The sequence below is a fragment of the Pseudomonas sp. B14-6 genome (assembly GCF_013260315.1).
GTDB lineage: Bacteria > Pseudomonadota > Gammaproteobacteria > Pseudomonadales > Pseudomonadaceae > Aquipseudomonas > Aquipseudomonas mandelii.
In genome coordinates, this window is record NZ_CP053929.1 from 4,985,732 (window position 1) to 5,004,341 (window position 18,610).

12 protein-coding genes and 1 pseudogene are annotated in these 18,610 nt (G+C 60.3%); 12 read left to right on the top strand and 1 reads right to left on the bottom strand.

Features of this window, described 5'->3' with window-relative positions; genetic code table 11:
• Positions 1-142 precede the first annotated feature (142 nt).
• The 3 genes from rpmE (at position 143) to HP062_RS22850 (ending at position 2,639) form a co-directional block, all read left to right on the top strand.
• Positions 143-373 carry a 50S ribosomal protein L31 gene (gene rpmE / locus HP062_RS22840; RefSeq protein WP_077747612.1) on the top strand — a complete coding sequence of 77 codons (231 nt, stop codon included), beginning with the start codon at positions 143-145 and terminating at the stop codon, positions 371-373.
• 14 nt (positions 374-387) lie between these two features.
• Positions 388-1,191, top strand: a complete 804-nt coding sequence (locus HP062_RS22845) for a thermonuclease family protein (RefSeq protein ID WP_172792061.1) — start codon at positions 388-390, stop codon at positions 1,189-1,191.
• A 179-nt stretch (positions 1,192-1,370) separates the two neighbouring features.
• On the top strand, positions 1,371-2,639 hold the full coding sequence (locus HP062_RS22850; protein WP_010464435.1) for a malic enzyme-like NAD(P)-binding protein: 1,269 nt from the start codon (positions 1,371-1,373) through the stop codon (positions 2,637-2,639).
• Positions 2,640-2,895: 256 nt separating this feature from the next.
• On the opposite strand, the gene HP062_RS22855 is transcribed toward HP062_RS22850, so the two are convergent.
• Complete coding sequence (locus HP062_RS22855) at positions 2,896-5,340, bottom strand: penicillin-binding protein 1A (protein ID WP_372242827.1); 2,445 nt, start codon at positions 5,338-5,340, stop codon at positions 2,896-2,898.
• A 217-nt stretch (positions 5,341-5,557) separates the two neighbouring features.
• Between HP062_RS22855 and HP062_RS22860 the strand changes: the two genes are divergently transcribed.
• The 9 genes and pseudogenes from HP062_RS22860 (at position 5,558) to gltB (ending at position 18,607) form a co-directional block, all read left to right on the top strand.
• Entirely contained in the window at positions 5,558-6,622 is a 1,065-nt protein-coding gene (locus HP062_RS22860; protein WP_172792063.1) for a pilus assembly protein PilM, read from the top strand.
• Entirely contained in the window at positions 6,622-7,188 is a 567-nt protein-coding gene (locus HP062_RS22865) for a PilN domain-containing protein (protein ID WP_010464430.1), read from the top strand. Before HP062_RS22860 ends, HP062_RS22865 begins: the two co-directional genes overlap by 1 nt.
• Entirely contained in the window at positions 7,185-7,808 is a 624-nt protein-coding gene (pilO, locus tag HP062_RS22870) for a type 4a pilus biogenesis protein PilO (protein WP_010464427.1), read from the top strand. Before HP062_RS22865 ends, pilO begins: the two co-directional genes overlap by 4 nt.
• Positions 7,805-8,332 carry a pilus assembly protein PilP gene (locus HP062_RS22875; RefSeq protein ID WP_010464425.1) on the top strand — a complete coding sequence of 176 codons (528 nt, stop codon included), beginning with the start codon at positions 7,805-7,807 and terminating at the stop codon, positions 8,330-8,332. The genes pilO and HP062_RS22875 overlap by 4 nt, the downstream gene beginning before the upstream one ends.
• 13 nt (positions 8,333-8,345) lie before the next feature.
• A pseudogene (pilQ, locus tag HP062_RS22880) lies at positions 8,346-10,426 on the top strand (type IV pilus secretin PilQ).
• 4 nt (positions 10,427-10,430) lie between these two features.
• On the top strand, positions 10,431-10,949 hold the full coding sequence (aroK, locus tag HP062_RS22885) for a shikimate kinase AroK (RefSeq protein WP_010464421.1): 519 nt from the start codon (positions 10,431-10,433) through the stop codon (positions 10,947-10,949).
• 151 nt (positions 10,950-11,100) lie between these two features.
• Complete coding sequence (gene aroB, locus HP062_RS22890; RefSeq protein ID WP_102593630.1) at positions 11,101-12,201, top strand: 3-dehydroquinate synthase; 1,101 nt, start codon at positions 11,101-11,103, stop codon at positions 12,199-12,201.
• 10 nt (positions 12,202-12,211) lie between these two features.
• Positions 12,212-13,810 (top strand): SPOR domain-containing protein, encoded by a 1,599-nt coding sequence (locus tag HP062_RS22895; protein WP_172792064.1) that lies wholly within the window; start codon positions 12,212-12,214, stop codon positions 13,808-13,810.
• Between the two features lie 351 nt (positions 13,811-14,161).
• Positions 14,162-18,607 carry a glutamate synthase large subunit gene (gltB, locus tag HP062_RS22900; RefSeq protein WP_077747616.1) on the top strand — a complete coding sequence of 1,482 codons (4,446 nt, stop codon included), beginning with the start codon at positions 14,162-14,164 and terminating at the stop codon, positions 18,605-18,607.
• The last annotated feature ends 3 nt before the right edge of the window (positions 18,608-18,610 follow it).

The window sequence follows — 18,610 nt, forward strand, 5'->3', positions numbered from 1 at the left end:
ATATCAGGCGGGGAGCCTAGCAGACGGTCGGTAGAAGCGACAGCTTGCGCGATTGGCATTGTCTGGTAGAATCCGCGGCCTAATTACGTGCGGTATTCAACAATAGTGTTGAGTGGCGGCACGCTAGCTCGAGGAAGACACCATGAAAGCCGATATCCATCCAGATTATCCAGTCATTGCTGTTACTTGCAGCTGTGGCAACAAGTTCGAAACCCGTTCGACCTTCGGCAAAGCTCTGCCGATCGACGTTTGCAACGAATGCCACCCGTTCTACACCGGTAAGCAGAAGACTCTGGATACTGGCGGTCGTGTACAGCGCTTCGCAGACCGTTTCGGCGCTTTCGGCAAGAAAGCTCCTGCTGCTGCAGAGTAAGCTTGAAAAGCCCCATGGGCTTTACCTTGCTAACGAAAAAGGCGTCCCTCGCGGGCGCCTTTTTTGTGTCCGCGATTTGGCTGTCCGGCGCCCAGGCCTTCTGCCCGGTGCCGAGCGGGCTTACACCCGTCGCGGTGCAGCGTGTGGTGGATGGCGACACCTTGCGCCTGAGCGATGGCCGCAGTGTGCGCATGATCGGCTTGAATACGCCTGAGCTGGGCAAGCAGGGCCGTTCCGACGAGCCGTTCGCCGTGGTCGCGCACAAACGCCTGGAAGTGCTGGTGGCGGCCAGCGACGGGCGCGTGGGTTTGCGTCCCGGTAAAGAGAGCAAAGATCATTACGGTCGCACGCTGGCCCATGTCTATGGCGCCAATGGCGCCAACCTCGAAGCGCAGATGCTCGCCGAGGGCCTTGGTTTTCAAGTGGCGGTCGCGCCGAATGTCGATTTGGTCAGCTGTCAGCAAGCCGCCGAACTCAGCGCCCGTCAGGCCGGCCTTGGCCTGTGGCGGCACTCACCTGTACTGAAAGCGGAGCAGATCAACGCCTCCGGTTTCGCCGTGCTCAGTGGTCGTGTGAGCAAGGTTCAGCGCAATCGCGGCGGAGTTTGGATTGAGTTGCAGGACGCGGTTGTATTGCGCGTTGCACCCAATTTGCTCGGGCAGTTCGATGTTGCATCGCTTGAGCGGCTGAAGGGCAAGCAGATTGAGGCGCGTGGCTGGGTCGTGGATCGATCGCGTCGGGGCGGCTTGAAACCCGGGCAGGCACGCTGGCTTCTGCCGCTGACCGATCCGGCGATGCTGCAAGCGGCGCCCCGATAAAAAATTGTAGACATTTTTTATGGCGATTGTGAACAGTATATCCCTTGTGTTCCGCGGCTCTTGGCCCAAAGTCGTAGGGCTGGGCGCTTGACAGGGGTGACCGGTCAGTCTTGTGGGGACTTTGCGACACGCGTATCCTCGGCGGTCCGTCTGTCCAACAGTAAAAGCGGAATGCCCACATGTCTGATTTGAAAACTGCCGCTCTCGAATATCATGCCCATCCTCGTCCAGGGAAGCTGAGTGTCGAGCTCACCAAGGCCACCGCTACCGCCCGCGACCTGTCGCTGGCCTACAGCCCCGGCGTAGCCGAACCAGTACGCGAAATCGCCCGCGATCCTGAACTGGCCTACAAATACACCGGCAAAGGCAACCTGGTTGCAGTCATTTCCGATGGCACCGCGATTCTCGGCCTGGGTAACCTCGGCCCATTGGCTTCCAAGCCAGTCATGGAAGGTAAGGGCGTGTTGTTCAAGCGCTTCGCCGGCATCGACGTTTTCGACATCGAAGTCGACTCCGAAAGCCCGCAAGCCTTCATCGACACCGTCAAGCGTATCTCCATCACCTTCGGCGGCATCAACCTGGAAGACATCAAGGCACCTGAGTGCTTTGAGATCGAGCGCGCTCTGATCGAGCAGTGCGACATTCCAGTGTTCCACGATGACCAGCACGGCACCGCAATCGTTACCGCGGCCGGCATGATCAACGCCCTGGAAATCGCTGGCAAAACCCTCGCTGACGCCAAGATCGTCTGCCTGGGCGCCGGTGCGGCCGCCATCTCCTGCATGAAATTGCTGGTGAGCATGGGCGCCAACATCGAAAACATCTTCATGGTTGACCGTACCGGTGTGATCCACTCCGGCCGTGACGACCTGAACCAGTACAAGGCTGTCTTCGCCCACGCGACCGACAAGCGCACCCTGGCTGACGCCCTGACCGGTGCTGACGTGTTCGTTGGCCTGTCCGGCCCGAACCTGCTGAGTGCTGAAGGCCTGAAGTCCATGGCGGCCAACCCGATCGTGTTCGCCTGCTCGAACCCGGATCCGGAAATCGCCCCGGAACTGGCGCACGCCACCCGTGACGACGTGATCATGGCGACCGGCCGTTCGGACTACCCGAACCAGGTCAACAACGTATTGGGCTTCCCGTTCATCTTCCGCGGTGCCCTGGACGTTCGCGCCAAGCGCATCAACGAAGAAATGAAAGTGGCAGCGGCCAACGCCCTGCGCGAACTGGCCAAGCTGCCGGTTCCTCAGGAAGTGTGCGACGCCTATGGCGGCATCAAGCTGGAATTCGGTCGTGAGTACATCATTCCGAAGCCAATGGATGCCCGCCTGATCACCGTGATCTCCGATGCCGTGGCCAAGGCCGCCATTGAGACCGGCGTAGCGACCCTGCCGTATCCGAAGAACTACCCGCTGAAAAGCGTGGATGACGTGTTCAACGGCTAAACCGTTGTAGCGCTTCAACCGAAAGCCCCGGCTCATTTGAGTCGGGGCTTTTTTTTTGTCTGTGGTTTTTGTGGTGTCTGTAAGGATCTCTTCGCGGGCAAGCCTCGCTCCTACAGGGGCAAGCGCTGGGAACTTTCCATGTCCGTAGGAGCGAGGTTTGCCCGCGGAGAGGCCCTCAAGGACAAAGCAAAACCTGCAGGCCATAAAAAGCCCCGCTCTTCTTGAGAAGGCGGGGCTTTTGCGTTGCGCTACGCGATCAGAACAGATCGATTGGCGCTGCTTCGTCCGCTGGCAGCGGGCTGCCCGGCGCATTGCCGTTACCCAGCTCATTCACCGACGGAGGCGTGTCCTCGGCCTTGAACAGCTCGAAGTACGCGCCTGGCGTGCCTGGGCTGGCCGCGCGGCCGCTGACGGGGTCAACCCGCAAACTGAGAATGCCTTCCGGCTCTGGTTGAGTGTGAGGCGGCTTGTCCTTGAGCGCGGCAGCCATGTAGTTCATCCAGATCGGCAGCGCGACGGTGCCACCGAACTCGCGCTTGCCCAGGCTTTCAGGCTGATCGAACCCGGTCCAGACGGTGGTTACGTAATCGGCGTTGTAGCCGGAGAACCAGGCGTCCTTGGATTCGTTGGTGGTACCGGTCTTGCCCGCAATGTCACTGCGACCCAAGGCCAGTGCGCGGCGGCCGGTGCCGAGTTTGATCACGTCCTCAAGCATGCTGTTGAGGATGTAAGTGGTGCGACCGTCGACGATGCGTTCGGCCACGGCCGGCGTTTGCGGCTCAGTGCCGGGTGCGGCTGGAGCTTCCCCTGGAGTCGCATTGACCGTGAATGCCTGGGCGTCGGTCGGTGCGGCGATGCCGTTGGTCACTGCGGCGCCCTGAGGAACGCTCGGCGGGTTGGCGACGAACAGCGTGTCGCCATTGCGGCTTTCGATCTTGTCGATGATGTACGGGCTGATTTTGTAGCCACCGTTGGCGAAGGTGCTCCAGCCGGTGGCGATTTCCATTGGCGTCAGGGTCGCGGTGCCCAGGGCCAGGGACAGGTTGCGCGGCAGGTCCTGCTTGTTGAAGCCGAACTTGCTGATGTAGTCGATGGTGCGATCGATGCCCAGCGCCTGCACCAGACGGATCGACACCAGGTTGCGCGACTTGTACAGCCCTTCACGCAGGCGGATCGGGCCGAGGAAGGTGTTGGTGTCGTTCTTCGGGCGCCAGACCTTGTCCAGGTATTCATCGACGAACACGATCGGCGCATCGTTCACCAGGCTGGCGGCGGTGTAGCCGTTATCCAGCGCGGCGCTGTACACGAAGGGCTTGAAGCTCGAACCCGGCTGACGCTTGGCCTGCATGGCGCGGTTGTAGTTGCTCTGCTCAAAGGCGAAACCACCGACCAGTGAGCGAATGGCGCCGTTCTGCGGATCAAGGGATACCAGCGCGCCTTGCGCTTGCGGGATCTGGCTGAACTTCAGCGAATTGTCCGGTTGGCGCTGCACGCGAATCAGGTCGCCGACCTGAGCCACGTCCGAGGGCTGCTTCGGATTGGCGCCCATGCTGTTGGTGTTCAGGAACGGACGCGCCCATTTCATGCTGTCCCAGCCGACGTGTTCTTCGCCGGTGCGGGTCAATACTTGCAGGCCAGTCTTGTCGACCTGAGTGACGATGGCGGGCTCAAGGCTGCTGATGGTCCGCTGTTTGGTCAGTTCGGTGGCCCAGGCCTCGCGAGTCTTGCCCGGCAGGCGCGACTCGGGACCGCGATAGCCGTGACGCTGATCGTAGGTCATCAAGCCTTCGTGCAGCGCGGTGTTGGCCATTTCCTGGAGATTGCTCGGCACCGTCGTGGTCACGCGAAAACCTTCGGTGTACGCATCGCTGCCATAGCGGCCGACCATTTCGGCACGGGCCATTTCAGCAATGTACGGCGCGTTCACTTCCGGCGTCGGCACGTGGTAGCTGGCGTTCAGCGGTTCGTTGATCGCAGTGGTGTAGTCGGCTTCGGTGATTTTGCCGAGCTTGTACATGCGCCCCAGGATCCAGTCGCGACGTTCCTTGCTGCGGGCCGGATTGGCCAGCGGGTTGAAGCGCGAAGGGGCTTTTGGCAGGCCGGCGATCATCGCCATCTGCGCCAGGCTGACATCACGAATCGATTTGCCGTAGTAAACCTGCGCGGCGGCTTCGATGCCATAGGCGCGGTTACCCAGGTAGATCTTGTTGACGTACAGCTCCAGGATTTCGTCCTTGGTCAGCTGCCGTTCGATCTGCAGGGCCAGGAGGATTTCGGTGGTTTTGCGCGAGAAGCTGCGTTCGCTGGTCAGGAAGAAGTTCTTCGCCACCTGCATGGTGATGGTGCTGCCGCCGGACTGGATGTGTCCGCTTTTTACCAACTGGGTTGCAGCGCGCATCAAGCTGCTGGGATCGACGCCGTAGTGGTTGGCGAAATTGTCGTCTTCAGCACTTAGTAACGCATTGATGAAATTGGGGGGGATGTCGGCGAAACGGATTGGTGTGCGGCGCATCTCGCCAAATTCTGCGATCAACTTGTTGTCGCTGCTGTATACCCGCAATGGAATCTGCAACTGGATGCTTCGCAGAGCCTCCACAGATGGCAATCCCGGACTAAGGTAAAGAAACGCGCCGCTCAGACCAAGGAGCAGTCCGCAGAAAACGGCGACGATGGACCAACCGAAAAATTTCAGCAGACGAATCAAGGCTTTGGGATATCCAGGGCAAAGAATGAATTGGGCAACAGGGTTCAGATAACAGGGAACGACCCGCGCTTGCAGTAAAAACCGGAAAAAATCGCTGGGCATTATAAGCATTTTTCCGTCGAGGGCGTCATTTGCGCTGCTGTCAAGACGGGTGGTTTGAACGCAATGGGTATTACAGAGTCCGTAAGACACGGATAGTCATAGGGAATTGGTAGTGCTAGGACTCTTCAATAAAAAAGCCAATACGCTTCTGGGCATCGACATCAGCTCCACGTCGGTGAAGTTGCTTGAGCTAAGTCGCCAGGGTGAGCGTTATCGGGTCGAGGCCTATGCGGTCGAGCCCTTGCCTACCAACGCAGTGGTCGAAAAAAATATCGCCGAGCTCGAAGGCGTGGGCCAGGCACTCGCGCGCGTGCTGCTCAAGGCCAAAACCAACCTCAGGAATGTCGCCGTGGCCGTCGCCGGTTCGGCAGTCATCACCAAAACCATCGAGATGGACGCAGGTCTTTCCGACGACGAGATGGAAAACCAGCTGAAGATCGAGGCCGATCAGTACATCCCCTATCCATTGGATGAAGTCGCCATCGACTTCGAAGTCCAGGGCTTGTCGGTGCGTAACCCCGAACGGGTCAATGTGCTGCTGGCGGCCTGTCGCAAGGAAAACGTGGAGGTGCGTGAAGCTGCCCTGGCGCTGGCCGGCCTGACCGCGCGAGTGGTGGATGTCGAGGCCTATGCGCTGGAGCGGTCGTTCTCCTTGCTGGCGGGGCAACTGGCGGTCTCTCAGGAGGGGCTGACCGTGGCGGTGGTCGACATCGGTGCGACCATGACCACCCTGAGCGTGCTGTACAACGGGCGGATCATCTACACCCGGGAACAATTGTTCGGCGGTCGTCAGCTCACGGAGGAAATCCAGCGTCGTTATGGCCTGACCGTCGAGCAGGCGGGGTTGGCGAAGAAGCAGGGCGGGTTGCCGGATGACTACGTCAGCGAAGTCTTGCAACCGTTTCGCGATGCGCTGGTGCAGCAGGTTTTCCGGTCGTTGCAGTTCTTCTTCGCATCCGGTCAGTACAACGCGGTCGATCACATCCTGCTGGCTGGCGGTACCGCGTCGGTCCCGGGGCTTGATCGCCTGATCGAGCAGCGGTTGGGCACGCCAACCCAGGTGGCCAATCCGTTCTCCGACATGGCATTGAGCAGTAAGGTCAACGCCGGGGCCCTGGCGAGCGATGCGCCAGCACTGATGATCGCTTGCGGGCTCGCCCTCAGGAGTTTCGACTGATGGCACGGATCAATCTTTTACCCTGGCGCGAAGAGCTGCGTGAAGAGCGTCGCAAGCGCTTTTTGCTGGCACTGGTCGGCGTATTGGTGTGCTCGGTGGGCGCGATTTTTATCGCGGACCAGGTCATCAGCAGCGCCATTGACCGACAAGTGGCCCGTAACGAATACATCGGCAAACAGATTGCCGTGGTCGACGAGCGCATCAAGCAGATCAGCGACCTGAAGTCCCGTCGCCAGCAGCTCGTCGAGCGCATGCGCATCATCCAGGACCTGCAAGGTAACCGTCCGATCAGTGGGCGGATTTTCGACCAGTTGGCGCGTACCCTGCCTGACGGGGTGTATTTCACCGAAGTGAAAATGGCCGGAAAAACCCTGTCCATTACCGGTGCGGCGGAATCGAACAATCGTGTTTCGGACCTGATGCGCAATCTGGATGCGTCCGACTGGTTCGATGCGCCGAGTCTCACGGAAGTCAAAGCCACCACCGCCGGTCAGCTGGATCAGGCCAACGTCTTTCAGTTGACCGTCCGTCAGACTCAGCCCGCCGTTGTGGAGGCTGGCAAATGAGCCCCTCGGAATGGTTCGAAAGCCTGCGCAAGATCGACATCAACGATCTGGACACCAACAACATGGGGTCCTGGCCGCCAGCGATCAAGGCCCTGGCGGGCGTCTTGCTCATGGTTCTGGTGTTGACCCTCGGCTACACCTTTTACATCAGCGATCAGGAAGATCACCTCGGACTCAAGCGTGAAGAGGAGTCGACCCTCAAGGAGCAATTCGCGAACAAGGCGCACATGGCGGCAAACCTGGAGCTGTATACCCAGCAGATGAAAGAGATGGAGAACTCTTTTGGCGTGTTGCTGCGGCAATTGCCCAGCGATACCGAGGTGCCCGGGCTGCTGGAGGACATCACCCGCACCGGCCTCGGTAGCGGGCTGGAGTTCGAAGAGATCAAGCTGTTGCCGGAGGTTGCCCAGCAGTTCTACATCGAACTGCCGATCCAGATCACCGTGACGGGTGCCTATCACGACCTGGCGACGTTCGTCAGTGGCGTGGCCGGGTTGCCGCGGATCGTTACGCTGCATGATTTCGACCTTGCGCCGGCCGACCCCGAGGGCGGTCCGAAACTACGCATGAGCATCCTTGCCAAGACCTATCGCTACAACGACAAGGGGTTGCAGAAATGAACCCGATTCGTTGCGTGTCGATGGTTGTGTTGCTCGCCGGCCTGGCCGGTTGCGGCAACGGCAATGACGTTGGCGACCTCGACGCCTTCATGAATGAAGTCCGTCTGCGGCCGCCGGGCAAGATTGAACCAACGCCGACATTCCGGTCTTACCCAACGTTCACCTATAACGCTGCCAACCTGCGCAGCCCGTTTTCTCGGCAGGTCAGGGTCGATCTGGCGGGGCAGAAGCGCGGCTCGCGCAACGTCAAACCCGACCCCAACCGGGCCAGGCAATACCTCGAAGGTTTCAACATCGAGCAGTTTGAAATGGTCGGCACGATCTCCAATGCAACCGGCTCCTTTGCGCTGTTGCGCGGGGCAGGCGGGGTGCATCGGCTGAAAGTCGGCGATTACCTGGGGCGTAACGATGGACGGATCGTCGCCATCAGCGGCTCGCAAGTCGATGTGGTCGAAATCGTTCCCGACGGCGAAGGCGCCTGGCTGGAACGGCCACGAACCATCCCTTTGAAAGAGCACTCATAGTGGAACTCGAATAATGAACAGGATTTTCTCAACCCTCGGTATCTCGCTATGGATAGCGTTGCTGTCGCCGATGGTACAAGCGGCCAACCTCAAAGCGCTGGATGTTGCTGCGCTGCCGGGTGATCGTGTCGAGTTGAAGTTGTCTTTCGATGGCCCGCCCCCACAACCTCACGGTTATACGACCGAGTCGCCGGCACGAATCGCGCTGGATCTGCCCGGGGTCGTCAATCAGCTTTCGAGCAAGAGTCGTGAGCTGGGTGGTGGCAATGCCCGTAGCGCGACGGTGGTGGAAGCCAAGGACCGGACGCGGCTAATCATCAATCTGACCCAGTTGACCCCGTACAGCGCCCGTGTCGACGGCAACAACCTGATTGTGGTGGTCGGGCAAGGCGCCAATAACAAAACGCCTCGGCCGACTACCCGCGCGCCTCGCGCCGCGACTGCAATGCCCGCCCGACGAAAGCCTATGCGCCCGTGGGCAAAGCCATTCGCGGTGTGGATTTCCAGCGCGGTACGCAGGGTGAAGGCAATGTAGTGATTGATCTGTCGGATCCGTCCATCGCCCCGGACATCCAGGAGCGCGACGGAAAGATCATCCTGGGATTCGCCAAAACCCAATTGCCAGAACCGTTGCGCGTGCGCCTGGACGTCAAGGATTTCGCCACCCCGGTGCAGTTCGTCAATGCCAGCGCCACGGGGGATCGGGCCACGATCAGTATCGAGCCCAGTGGAGCCTTCGATTATTCGACCTACCAGACCGACAACAAGCTGACGGTCAGCATTCGGCCAATGACCGTCGACGACCTGCAAAAGCGCAACGCCGAACGTTTTGCCTACACCGGTGAAAAACTCTCGCTGAATTTCCAGGACATCGATGTGCGTTCGGTGCTGCAACTGATCGCCGATTTCACCAACCTCAATCTGGTGGCCAGCGACACGGTGCAGGGCGGCATCACCTTGCGTTTGCAGAACGTGCCGTGGGACCAGGCGCTGGACCTGGTGCTGAAAACCAAAGGCCTGGACAAGCGCAAGATCGGTAACGTCCTGCTGGTGGCGCCTGCCGATGAAATCGCCGCGCGTGAACGTCAGGAACTGGAATCGCAGAAGCAGATTTCCGAGCTCGCGCCTTTGCGTCGCGAACTGCTTCAGGTCAACTACGCCAAGGCCGCCGACATCGCCAAGCTGTTCACGTCGGTGACCAGTGCCGAAGCGAAAATCGACGAGCGGGGTTCGATCACGGTTGATGAACGGACCAACAACATCATTGCCTACCAGACCCAGGACCGACTCGACGAACTTCGTCGCATCGTCGCGCAACTGGATATCCCGGTGCGTCAGGTGATGATCGAGGCGCGAATCGTCGAAGCCAACGTCGACTACGACAAAAGCCTCGGCGTGCGCTGGGGCGGTTCGGTGCAGAACAAGGGCAACTGGAACACATCCGGCGTCAGCAATGGCTCGTCGACCACTATCGGTACTCCGGGCAGCACCAGCACCAACTCGCCGTTTGTCGACCTGGGCGCTGCGGGCAACACCTCGGGGATCGGCATCGCCTTCATCACCGATAACGTGTTGCTGGACCTGGAGCTGACCGCAATGGAGAAGACCGGTAACGGCGAAATCGTCTCACAACCCAAGGTAGTCACGTCCGACAAGGAAACCGCGAAAATCCTCAAGGGCACCGAGATTCCCTATCAGGAAGCCAGTTCCAGCGGTGCCACGTCGGTGTCGTTCAAGGAAGCGTCGCTGTCCCTTGAGGTCACGCCGCAGATCACCCCGGACAACCGGATCATCATGGAGGTCAAGGTGACCAAGGATGAGCCGGACTACCTGAACAAGGTCCAGGATGTACCCCCGATCAAGAAAAACGAGGTCAATGCCAAGGTCCTGGTCAATGATGGCGAGACCATCGTGATTGGTGGGGTTTTCTCAAATACTCAGAGCAAGGTTGTAGATAAGGTGCCATTTCTCGGTGATGTGCCGTATCTTGGCCGCCTTTTCCGGCGTGATGTGGTTTCGGAGAAAAAATCCGAGCTGCTGGTATTTCTCACTCCGCGTATCATGAATAACCAGGCGATTGCTGTGAGTCATTGATTCTGTGCGAAATTTGATTCTTGTTGGACCGATGGGGGCTGGAAAAAGCACCATCGGCCGGTTGCTGGCCAAAGAGCTGCGCCTGCCGTTCAAAGATTCCGATAAGGAAATTGAATTGCGCACGGGCGCCAATATCCCGTGGATTTTCGATAAAGAAGGCGAACCGGGCTTTCGTGACCGCGAGCAGGCGATGATTGCCGAGCTGTGCGGCTGCGATGGCGTGGTGTTGGCGACCGGTGGTGGCGCGGTGATGCGCGAAGCCAATCGTCGGGCGTTGCACGCCGGCGGTCGGGTGGTCTATCTGCATGCCTCTGTCGAGCAGCAGGTCGGCCGCACGTCCCGCGATCGCAATCGCCCCTTGTTGCGCACCGCTGATCCGGCCAAGACCCTGCGGGATCTGCTGGCGATCCGCGACCCGCTGTATCGGGAAATCGCTGACCTGGTGGTTGAAACCGATGAGCGGCCGCCGCGAATGGTCGTGCTCGATATTCTCGAACGCTTGCAGCAACTACCTCCCCGTTAAAGCGAGGCGCGAAATGCGCTATCCTCGGCGTCCTGTCACGACTGCTCATGGTTGTGGCGGATGGCTACCGAACGGCGTCACACCAGCAGACGCCGTGGACATTCGTTAATTCAAGGCAGGACGCCTGATTCCATCTTCACTGTGGGGACACATGCAGACACTCAAGGTCGATCTAGGCGAGCGCAGCTACCCGATTCATATTGGCGAAGGTTTGTTGGATCAGCCGGAACTGCTGGCACCGCACATCCGCGGACGGCAAGTGGCGATCATCTCAAACGAGACCGTTGCGCCGCTCTATCTCGAACGTCTGACCCGCAGCCTCGCGCAGTTCTCGGTGATTTCCGTGGTGCTGCCCGACGGCGAAGCCTTCAAGACCTGGGAAACCCTGCAACTGATTTTCGACGGCCTGCTGACTGCACGCCACGACCGCCGTACCACGGTGATCGCCCTCGGTGGCGGTGTGATTGGTGACATGGCCGGTTTCGCGGCTGCCTGCTATCAGCGCGGTGTCGATTTCATCCAGGTCCCGACCACGTTGCTGTCGCAAGTCGACTCCTCGGTGGGCGGCAAGACCGGGATCAACCATCCGCTGGGCAAGAACATGGTCGGCGCGTTCTATCAGCCGAACGTCGTGCTGATCGATACCGCGACCCTCAACACCCTGCCGGCCCGCGAACTCTCTGCGGGGCTGGCGGAAGTCATCAAGTACGGGCTGATCTGCGACGAGCCATTCCTGACCTGGCTCGAAGAAAACGTCGATCGCCTGCGCGCCCTGGACCAGGTCGCCCTGACGTATGCCATCGAGCGTTCCTGCGCCGCCAAGGCTGAAGTGGTCGGTGCCGACGAGAAGGAAACCGGTGTTCGTGCCACGTTGAACCTGGGTCACACCTTCGGCCACGCTATCGAAACCCATATGGGCTATGGTGTCTGGCTTCATGGTGAAGCCGTCGCTGCTGGCACCGTAATGGCTTTGGAAATGTCCGCGCGATTGGGCTGGATCAGCGAGCAAGAACGCGATCGCGGTATTCGCCTGTTTCAGCGTGCCGGCCTGCCGGTCATCCCGCCTGAAGAGATGACTGAAGCCGATTTTCTAGAACACATGGCAATTGACAAGAAAGTGATCGACGGTCGTTTACGCCTGGTGCTGCTGCGCCACATGGGCGAAGCGGTGGTGACCGACGATTATCCGAAAGAAGTTTTACAGGCCACGCTGGGAGCGGATTACCGCGCCCTGGCTCAGCTTAAAGGTTAATAAGATCCCGATGACTAGTTTGCATGCCGACGAGGCTTTCCTCGGCCATTACCAGTTGAGTCATGACCCTTTTGCTCCACGGGTGCCTGGCTTCAAATTCTTCCCGGCCCAGCGCAAACCGGTGCTGGGGCAGCTGCATCATCTGGCGCGCTATAGCCAGTTGCTGCTGGTGGTCACCGGCCCGCAGGGCAGCGGCAAGACCCTGTTGCGCCAGGCCCTGGTGGCCAGCACCAACAAGCAATCGGTGCAAAGCGTGGTGGTTTCCGCCCGTGGCGCTGGCGATGCGGCTGGCGTGCTGCACCAGGTGGCCCAGGCGCTGAACGTTGCCCAGGCGGAGGTCAATGCGATTCTGTCGCAGGTCGTGCAGCTGGCGCTGACCGGGCAGGAAGTCTATTTGCTGGTCGATGACGCCGAGCAGCTCGACGAATCCGCGCTGGAGGCCTTGCTGGCCCTGGCCGCTGGTGCGCCGGAAGGTCGTCCGCATGTGTTCCTGTTCGGTGAGTCGTCGCTGATTGCGCAACTGGACGCGCTGAGCCTCGAGGAAGAACGCTTCCACGTCATCGAGTTGCAGCCTTACACCGAAGAAGAAACCCGCGAATACCTGGACCAGCGGCTCGAAGGCGCCGGCCGGGGTATCGAACTTTTTACCGCAGATCAGATCTCTGATATTCACGAAAGCTCCGACGGCTGGCCTGGCAACATCAACCAGGTTGCCCGCGATGCAATGATCGAAGCCATGATTGCCAGCCGCTCAGCGGTCAAGCGTCCAAGTATGGGGTTCAACATGCCGAAGAAACACGTATTGGCGATTTCCGCCGTCGTCGTGGTCGCGGTAGCCGCCGCCTGGTTGATGCCGGGCCGCAGCAAAGCACCGACCACCGGCGCGCCGGCCAACGAACAGGCGCAACTGCCGCTCGGCCAGGGCACGCCACAACCTGATAGCGGCGGGGCACCTTCCGTCGAATTCGCCGGTAATTCGCAGCCGATGCCATTGCCGCTGGTCGGCAATTCGCAACCGGTCATGCGCGGTCCGCTGGCCGAAGCCGCCGGTGGCATCACCGAAGGCGACGACGGTGTGCCGGTCGAAGGTTCCAGCGCTACACCGCCAACCGTGACCACCACTGCGCCGCCGGCGGGCATCCAGCCTGGCCCTGCGCCGACGCCTGCCGCCAAACCGGTGCCTGCGCCGACTCAGGTTGCGACCGCCAAGCCAGTCCCGACTGCGCCAGCCGTGAAGCCGGCCCCAGCGCCAGCCAAGCCAGCCGCCGTGGCCACCGCCAAGCCTGTCGAGAAGCCAGCTGCCGCTCCTGCGAAAGGCGCTGGTGGTACCTGGTACGCCGGGCAGCCTACCAGCAACTATGTGGTGCAGATCCTCGGCACCAGCTCCGAAGCGACCGCGCAAAACTTCGTGAAAGAGCAGGGCGGCGAGTACCGTTACTTCAAGAAAGTCCTCAACGGCAAGCCGCTTTACGTCATCACCTACGGTAACTTCGCCAACCGCGATGCAGCCCTGACCGCCATCAAGGCCTTGCCAGCGAAGGTTCAGGCTGGTAAACCTTGGCCTCGCACTGTCGCCAGCGTCCAACAGGAACTGGCAACAACTCGCTGAAGATTCGGCGGCCTTACCCAGGCCGCCTCTCCAAGCACCTCAAAATTTCTACAAGTGCATGCCGCCTCTACAGGCCGCGTGCCTTGTGGTGTCTGCGTCACAGTAGTCTTTGAGTCGTTGCGGTCAAAATTAAAAAAGTTTTGACTAGCACAGCAGATCGCTTTAAACCTTTCACAAATGCGACATAGATTTGCGACAGTTCGTCGTCAAATTTGTGAGCCTCTGTGTCGCTGTGTACAATGACCACCCTTTTGCCCCCGCTGAAGCCGGCGAACGTTCGGCGCGGAACGCAAGTGGTTGAATTGAAAAGAAATTTGCCTCGAAAAGAGGCAGCCTGGTGAGAAAGTGTCTATGAAAGCAGGTCTGTACCAACCAGATGAATTCAAGGATAACTGCGGTTTCGGCCTGATAGCCCATATGCAGGGCGAGCCCAGTCATACCCTTTTGCAAACGGCCATCGAGGCCCTGACCTGTATGACCCACCGCGGTGGGATCAACGCCGACGGCAAGACCGGTGACGGTTGCGGTCTGCTGATTCAAAAGCCGGACGTGTTCCTGCGAGCCATCGCCCAGGAAACCTTCGGCGTCGAACTGCCCAAGCAATATGCCGTGGGCATGGTCTTCTTCAACCAAGACCCGGTCAAAGCCGAAGCCGCTCGCGAGAACATGAACCGCGAGATTCTGGCCGCCGGCCTGCAGCTTATCGGCTGGCGCAAAGTGCCGATCGATACCAGCGTCCTCGGCCGTCTGGCCCTGGAGCGCCTGCCGCAGATCGAACAGGTGTACATCGGCGGTGAAGGCCTGAGCGACCAGGACATGGCGATCAAGCTGTTCACCTCCCGTCGTCGCTCGTCCGTGGCCAACGCTGCCGATGCCGATCACTACATCTGCAGCTTTTCGCACAAGACCATCATTTATAAAGGCCTGATGATGCCGGCGGATTTGACCGCCTTCTATCCAGACCTCAGCGATCAGCGCCTGCAAACCTCGATTTGCGTGTTCCACCAGCGCTTCTCGACCAACACCCTGCCGAAATGGCCGTTGGCGCAGCCGTTCCGCTTCCTCGCCCACAACGGCGAGATCAACACCATCACCGGCAACCGTAACTGGGCCGTGGCCCGTCGCACCAAGTTCACCAACGATCTGATGGACCTGGAAGAGCTCGGCCCGCTGGTCAATCGTGTCGGTTCCGACTCCTCCAGCATGGACAACATGCTCGAGCTGATGGTTACCGGTGGCATCGACCTGTTCCGTGGCGTGCGGATGATCATTCCGCCTGCGTGGCAGAACGTCGAAACCATGGACCCGGATCTGCGGGCGTTCTACGAATACAACTCGATGCACATGGAACCGTGGGACGGCCCGGCCGGCGTGGTAATGACCGATGGTCGTTACGCGGTGTGCCTGCTCGACCGTAACGGTCTGCGTCCGGCGCGTTGGGTCACCACCAAGAACGGTTTCATCACCCTGGCCTCGGAAATCGGCGTCTGGAACTACCAGCCTGAAGACGTGATCGCCAAGGGGCGTGTGGGCCCGGGCCAGATCTTCGCCGTGGACACCGAAACCGGTCAGATCCTCGACACCGACGCCATCGACAACCGCTTGAAGTCCCGTCACCCGTACAAGCAATGGCTGCGCAAGAATGCCCTGCGCATCCAGGCGACCATGGAAGACAACGACCACGGTTCGGCTTTCTACGATGTCGACCAGCTCAAGCAATACATGAAGATGTACCAGGTCACGTTCGAAGAGCGCGACCAGGTATTGCGTCCGCTCGGCGAGCAGGGCTACGAAGCCGTCGGCTCGATGGGCGACGATACGCCAATGGCCGTGCTGTCCCAGCGCGTGCGCACGCCATACGACTATTTCCGCCAGCAGTTCGCGCAGGTCACCAACCCGCCGATCGACCCGCTGCGTGAAGCCATCGTCATGTCGCTGGAGATCTGCCTCGGTGCCGAGCGCAACATCTTCCAGGAGTCGCCGGAACACGCCTCGCGCGTGATCCTAAGCTCGCCGGTCATTTCGCCGGCCAAGTGGCGTTCGCTGATGAACCTGGATCGTCCGGGCTTCGAGCGCGCGATTATCGACCTCAACTACGACGAAAGCGTCGGCCTCGAAGCGGCCATCCGCAACGTCGCCGATCAGGCTGAAGAAGCCGTGCGCTCCGGCCGCACCCAGGTCGTGCTGAGTGACCGCCACATTGCCCCGGGCAAGTTGCCGATCCACGCTTCGCTCGCCACCGGCGCGGTGCACCACCGCCTGACCGAGAAAGGCCTGCGTTGCGACTCCAACATCCTCGTGGAAACCGCCACCGCTCGTGACCCGCATCACTTTGCAGTGTTGATCGGTTTCGGCGCCTCGGCGGTCTATCCGTTCCTGGCCTACGAAGTGCTGGGCGACCTGATCCGTACCGGTGAAGTGCTGGGCGACCTCTATGAGGTGTTCAAGAACTACCGCAAAGGCATCACCAAAGGTCTGTTGAAGATCCTGTCGAAGATGGGTATCTCGACCATTACGTCGTACCGCGGTGCGCAGTTGTTCGAAGCCATCGGCCTGTCTGAAGAAGTCTGTGAGCTGAGCTTCCGTGGCGTACCGAGCCGCATCAAGGGCGCGCGTTTCGTCGACATCGAAGCCGAGCAGAAAGCCCTGGCGGCCGAAGCCTGGAGCCCGCGCAAGCCGATCCAGCAGGGCGGTTTGCTGAAGTTCGTCCACGGTGGCGAATATCATGCGTACAACCCGGACGTGGTCAACACTCTGCAAGCCGCTGTGCAGCAGGGCGACTACAGCAAGTTCAAGGAATACACGGCGCTGGTGGATAACCGTCCGGTGTCGATGATCCGCGATCTGTTCAAGGTGAAGACCCTGGACACGCCGCTGGACATCAGCGAGATCGAACCGCTGGAATCGGTGCTCAAGCGCTTCGACTCTGCCGGCATCTCGTTGGGCGCCCTGTCGCCGGAAGCCCACGAAGCCCTGGCCGAAGCCATGAACCGCCTCGGTGCGCGTTCCAACTCCGGCGAAGGCGGCGAAGACCCGGCGCGTTACGGCACCATCAAAAGCTCGAAAATCAAGCAAGTCGCGACTGGCCGTTTCGGTGTAACCCCGGAATACCTGGTCAACGCTGAAGTGCTGCAGATCAAAGTCGCTCAGGGCGCCAAGCCCGGTGAAGGGGGGCAGCTGCCAGGTGGCAAGGTCAACGGTCTGATCGCCAAGCTGCGTTACGCGGTGCCGGGCGTGACCCTGATTTCGCCGCCGCCGCACCACGACATCTATTCGATCGAAGACTTGTCGCAGTTGATTTTCGACCTGAAACAAGTCAACCCGAAGGCCCTGGTCTCGGTGAAGCTGGTGGCAGAAGCAGGCGTCGGCACCATCGCCGCCGGTGTGGCCAAGGCCTACGCGGACTTGATCACCATCTCCGGCTATGACGGCGGCACCGGTGCATCGCCGCTGACGTCGATCAAATACGCCGGTGCTCCGTGGGAGCTCGGCCTGGCCGAAACCCACCAGACCCTGCGTGGCAACGACCTGCGCGGCAAAGTCCGGGTGCAGACCGACGGCGGCCTGAAAACCGGCCTCGACGTGATCAAGGCCGCGATCCTCGGCGCTGAAAGCTTCGGCTTCGGCACCGCGCCAATGATCGCGTTGGGCTGCAAATACCTGCGCATCTGCCACCTGAACAACTGCGCCACCGGCGTCGCCACTCAGAACGAGAAGCTGCGCAAGGATCACTACATCGGGACCGTCGACATGGTGGTGAATTTCTTCACCTACGTCGCCGAAGAAACCCGCGAGTGGCTGGCCAAGCTGGGCGTGCGCTCCCTCGAAGAGCTGATCGGTCGTACCGATCTGCTGGATATCCTCGAAGGCCAGACCGCCAAGCAGCAACACCTGGACCTGACCCCGTTGCTCGGCAGCGATCACATCCCGGCAGACAAGCCCCAATTCTGCCAGGTCGACCGCAACCCGCCGTTCGACAAGGGCCTGCTGGCCGAGAAAATGGTCGACATGGCCACCTCGGCCATCAACGACATGAGCGGCGCTGATTTCGCCCTGGATATCTGCAACTGCGACCGTTCGATCGGCGCGCGGATCTCCGGTGAAATCGCCCGCAAACACGGCAACCAAGGCATGGCGAACGCGCCGATCACCTTCCGCTTCAAAGGGACGGCCGGTCAGAGCTTCGGCGTGTGGAACGCCGGCGGCCTGAACATGTACCTGGAAGGCGACGCCAACGACTACGTCGGCAAAGGCATGACTGGCGGCAAGCTGGTTATCGTTCCGCCGAAGGGCAGCGTCTACAAGACTCAGGACAGTGCCATCATCGGCAACACCTGCCTGTACGGCGCCACGGGCGGCAAGTTGTTTGCCGCCGGCACCGCGGGCGAGCGGTTTGCCGTGCGTAACTCCGGTGCTCACACCGTGGTCGAAGGCACTGGCGATCACTGCTGCGAGTACATGACCGGTGGTTTCGTCTGCGTCCTGGGCAAGACCGGCTACAACTTCGGCTCAGGCATGACCGGTGGTTTCGCCTACGTGCTCGACCAGGACAACAGCTTCGTTGACCGGGTCAACCACGAACTGGTGGAAATCCAGCGGATCAGCGGTGAGGCGATGGAAGCCTATCGCAGCCACCTGCAACGCGTGCTGAACGAATACGTCGAGGAAACCGACAGCGAGTGGGGTCGTAACCTCGCTGAAAACCTCGATGACTATTTGCGTCGTTTCTGGCTCGTCAAACCTAAGGCGGCGAGTCTGAAATCTCTGCTCTCAAGTACTCGTGCGAGTCCGCAATAAACG

Coding starts and splice junctions, on each gene's coding strand:
- rpmE (WP_077747612.1), top strand. CDS start 143: ATGAAAGCCGATATCCATCCAGATTATCCAGTCATTGCTGTTACTTGC.
- HP062_RS22845 (WP_172792061.1), top strand. CDS start 388: ATGGGCTTTACCTTGCTAACGAAAAAGGCGTCCCTCGCGGGCGCCTTT.
- HP062_RS22850 (WP_010464435.1), top strand. CDS start 1,371: ATGTCTGATTTGAAAACTGCCGCTCTCGAATATCATGCCCATCCTCGT.
- HP062_RS22865 (WP_010464430.1), top strand. CDS start 6,622: ATGGCACGGATCAATCTTTTACCCTGGCGCGAAGAGCTGCGTGAAGAG.
- pilO (WP_010464427.1), top strand. CDS start 7,185: ATGAGCCCCTCGGAATGGTTCGAAAGCCTGCGCAAGATCGACATCAAC.
- HP062_RS22875 (WP_010464425.1), top strand. CDS start 7,805: ATGAACCCGATTCGTTGCGTGTCGATGGTTGTGTTGCTCGCCGGCCTG.
- aroB (WP_102593630.1), top strand. CDS start 11,101: ATGCAGACACTCAAGGTCGATCTAGGCGAGCGCAGCTACCCGATTCAT.
- HP062_RS22895 (WP_172792064.1), top strand. CDS start 12,212: ATGACTAGTTTGCATGCCGACGAGGCTTTCCTCGGCCATTACCAGTTG.
- gltB (WP_077747616.1), top strand. CDS start 14,162: ATGAAAGCAGGTCTGTACCAACCAGATGAATTCAAGGATAACTGCGGT.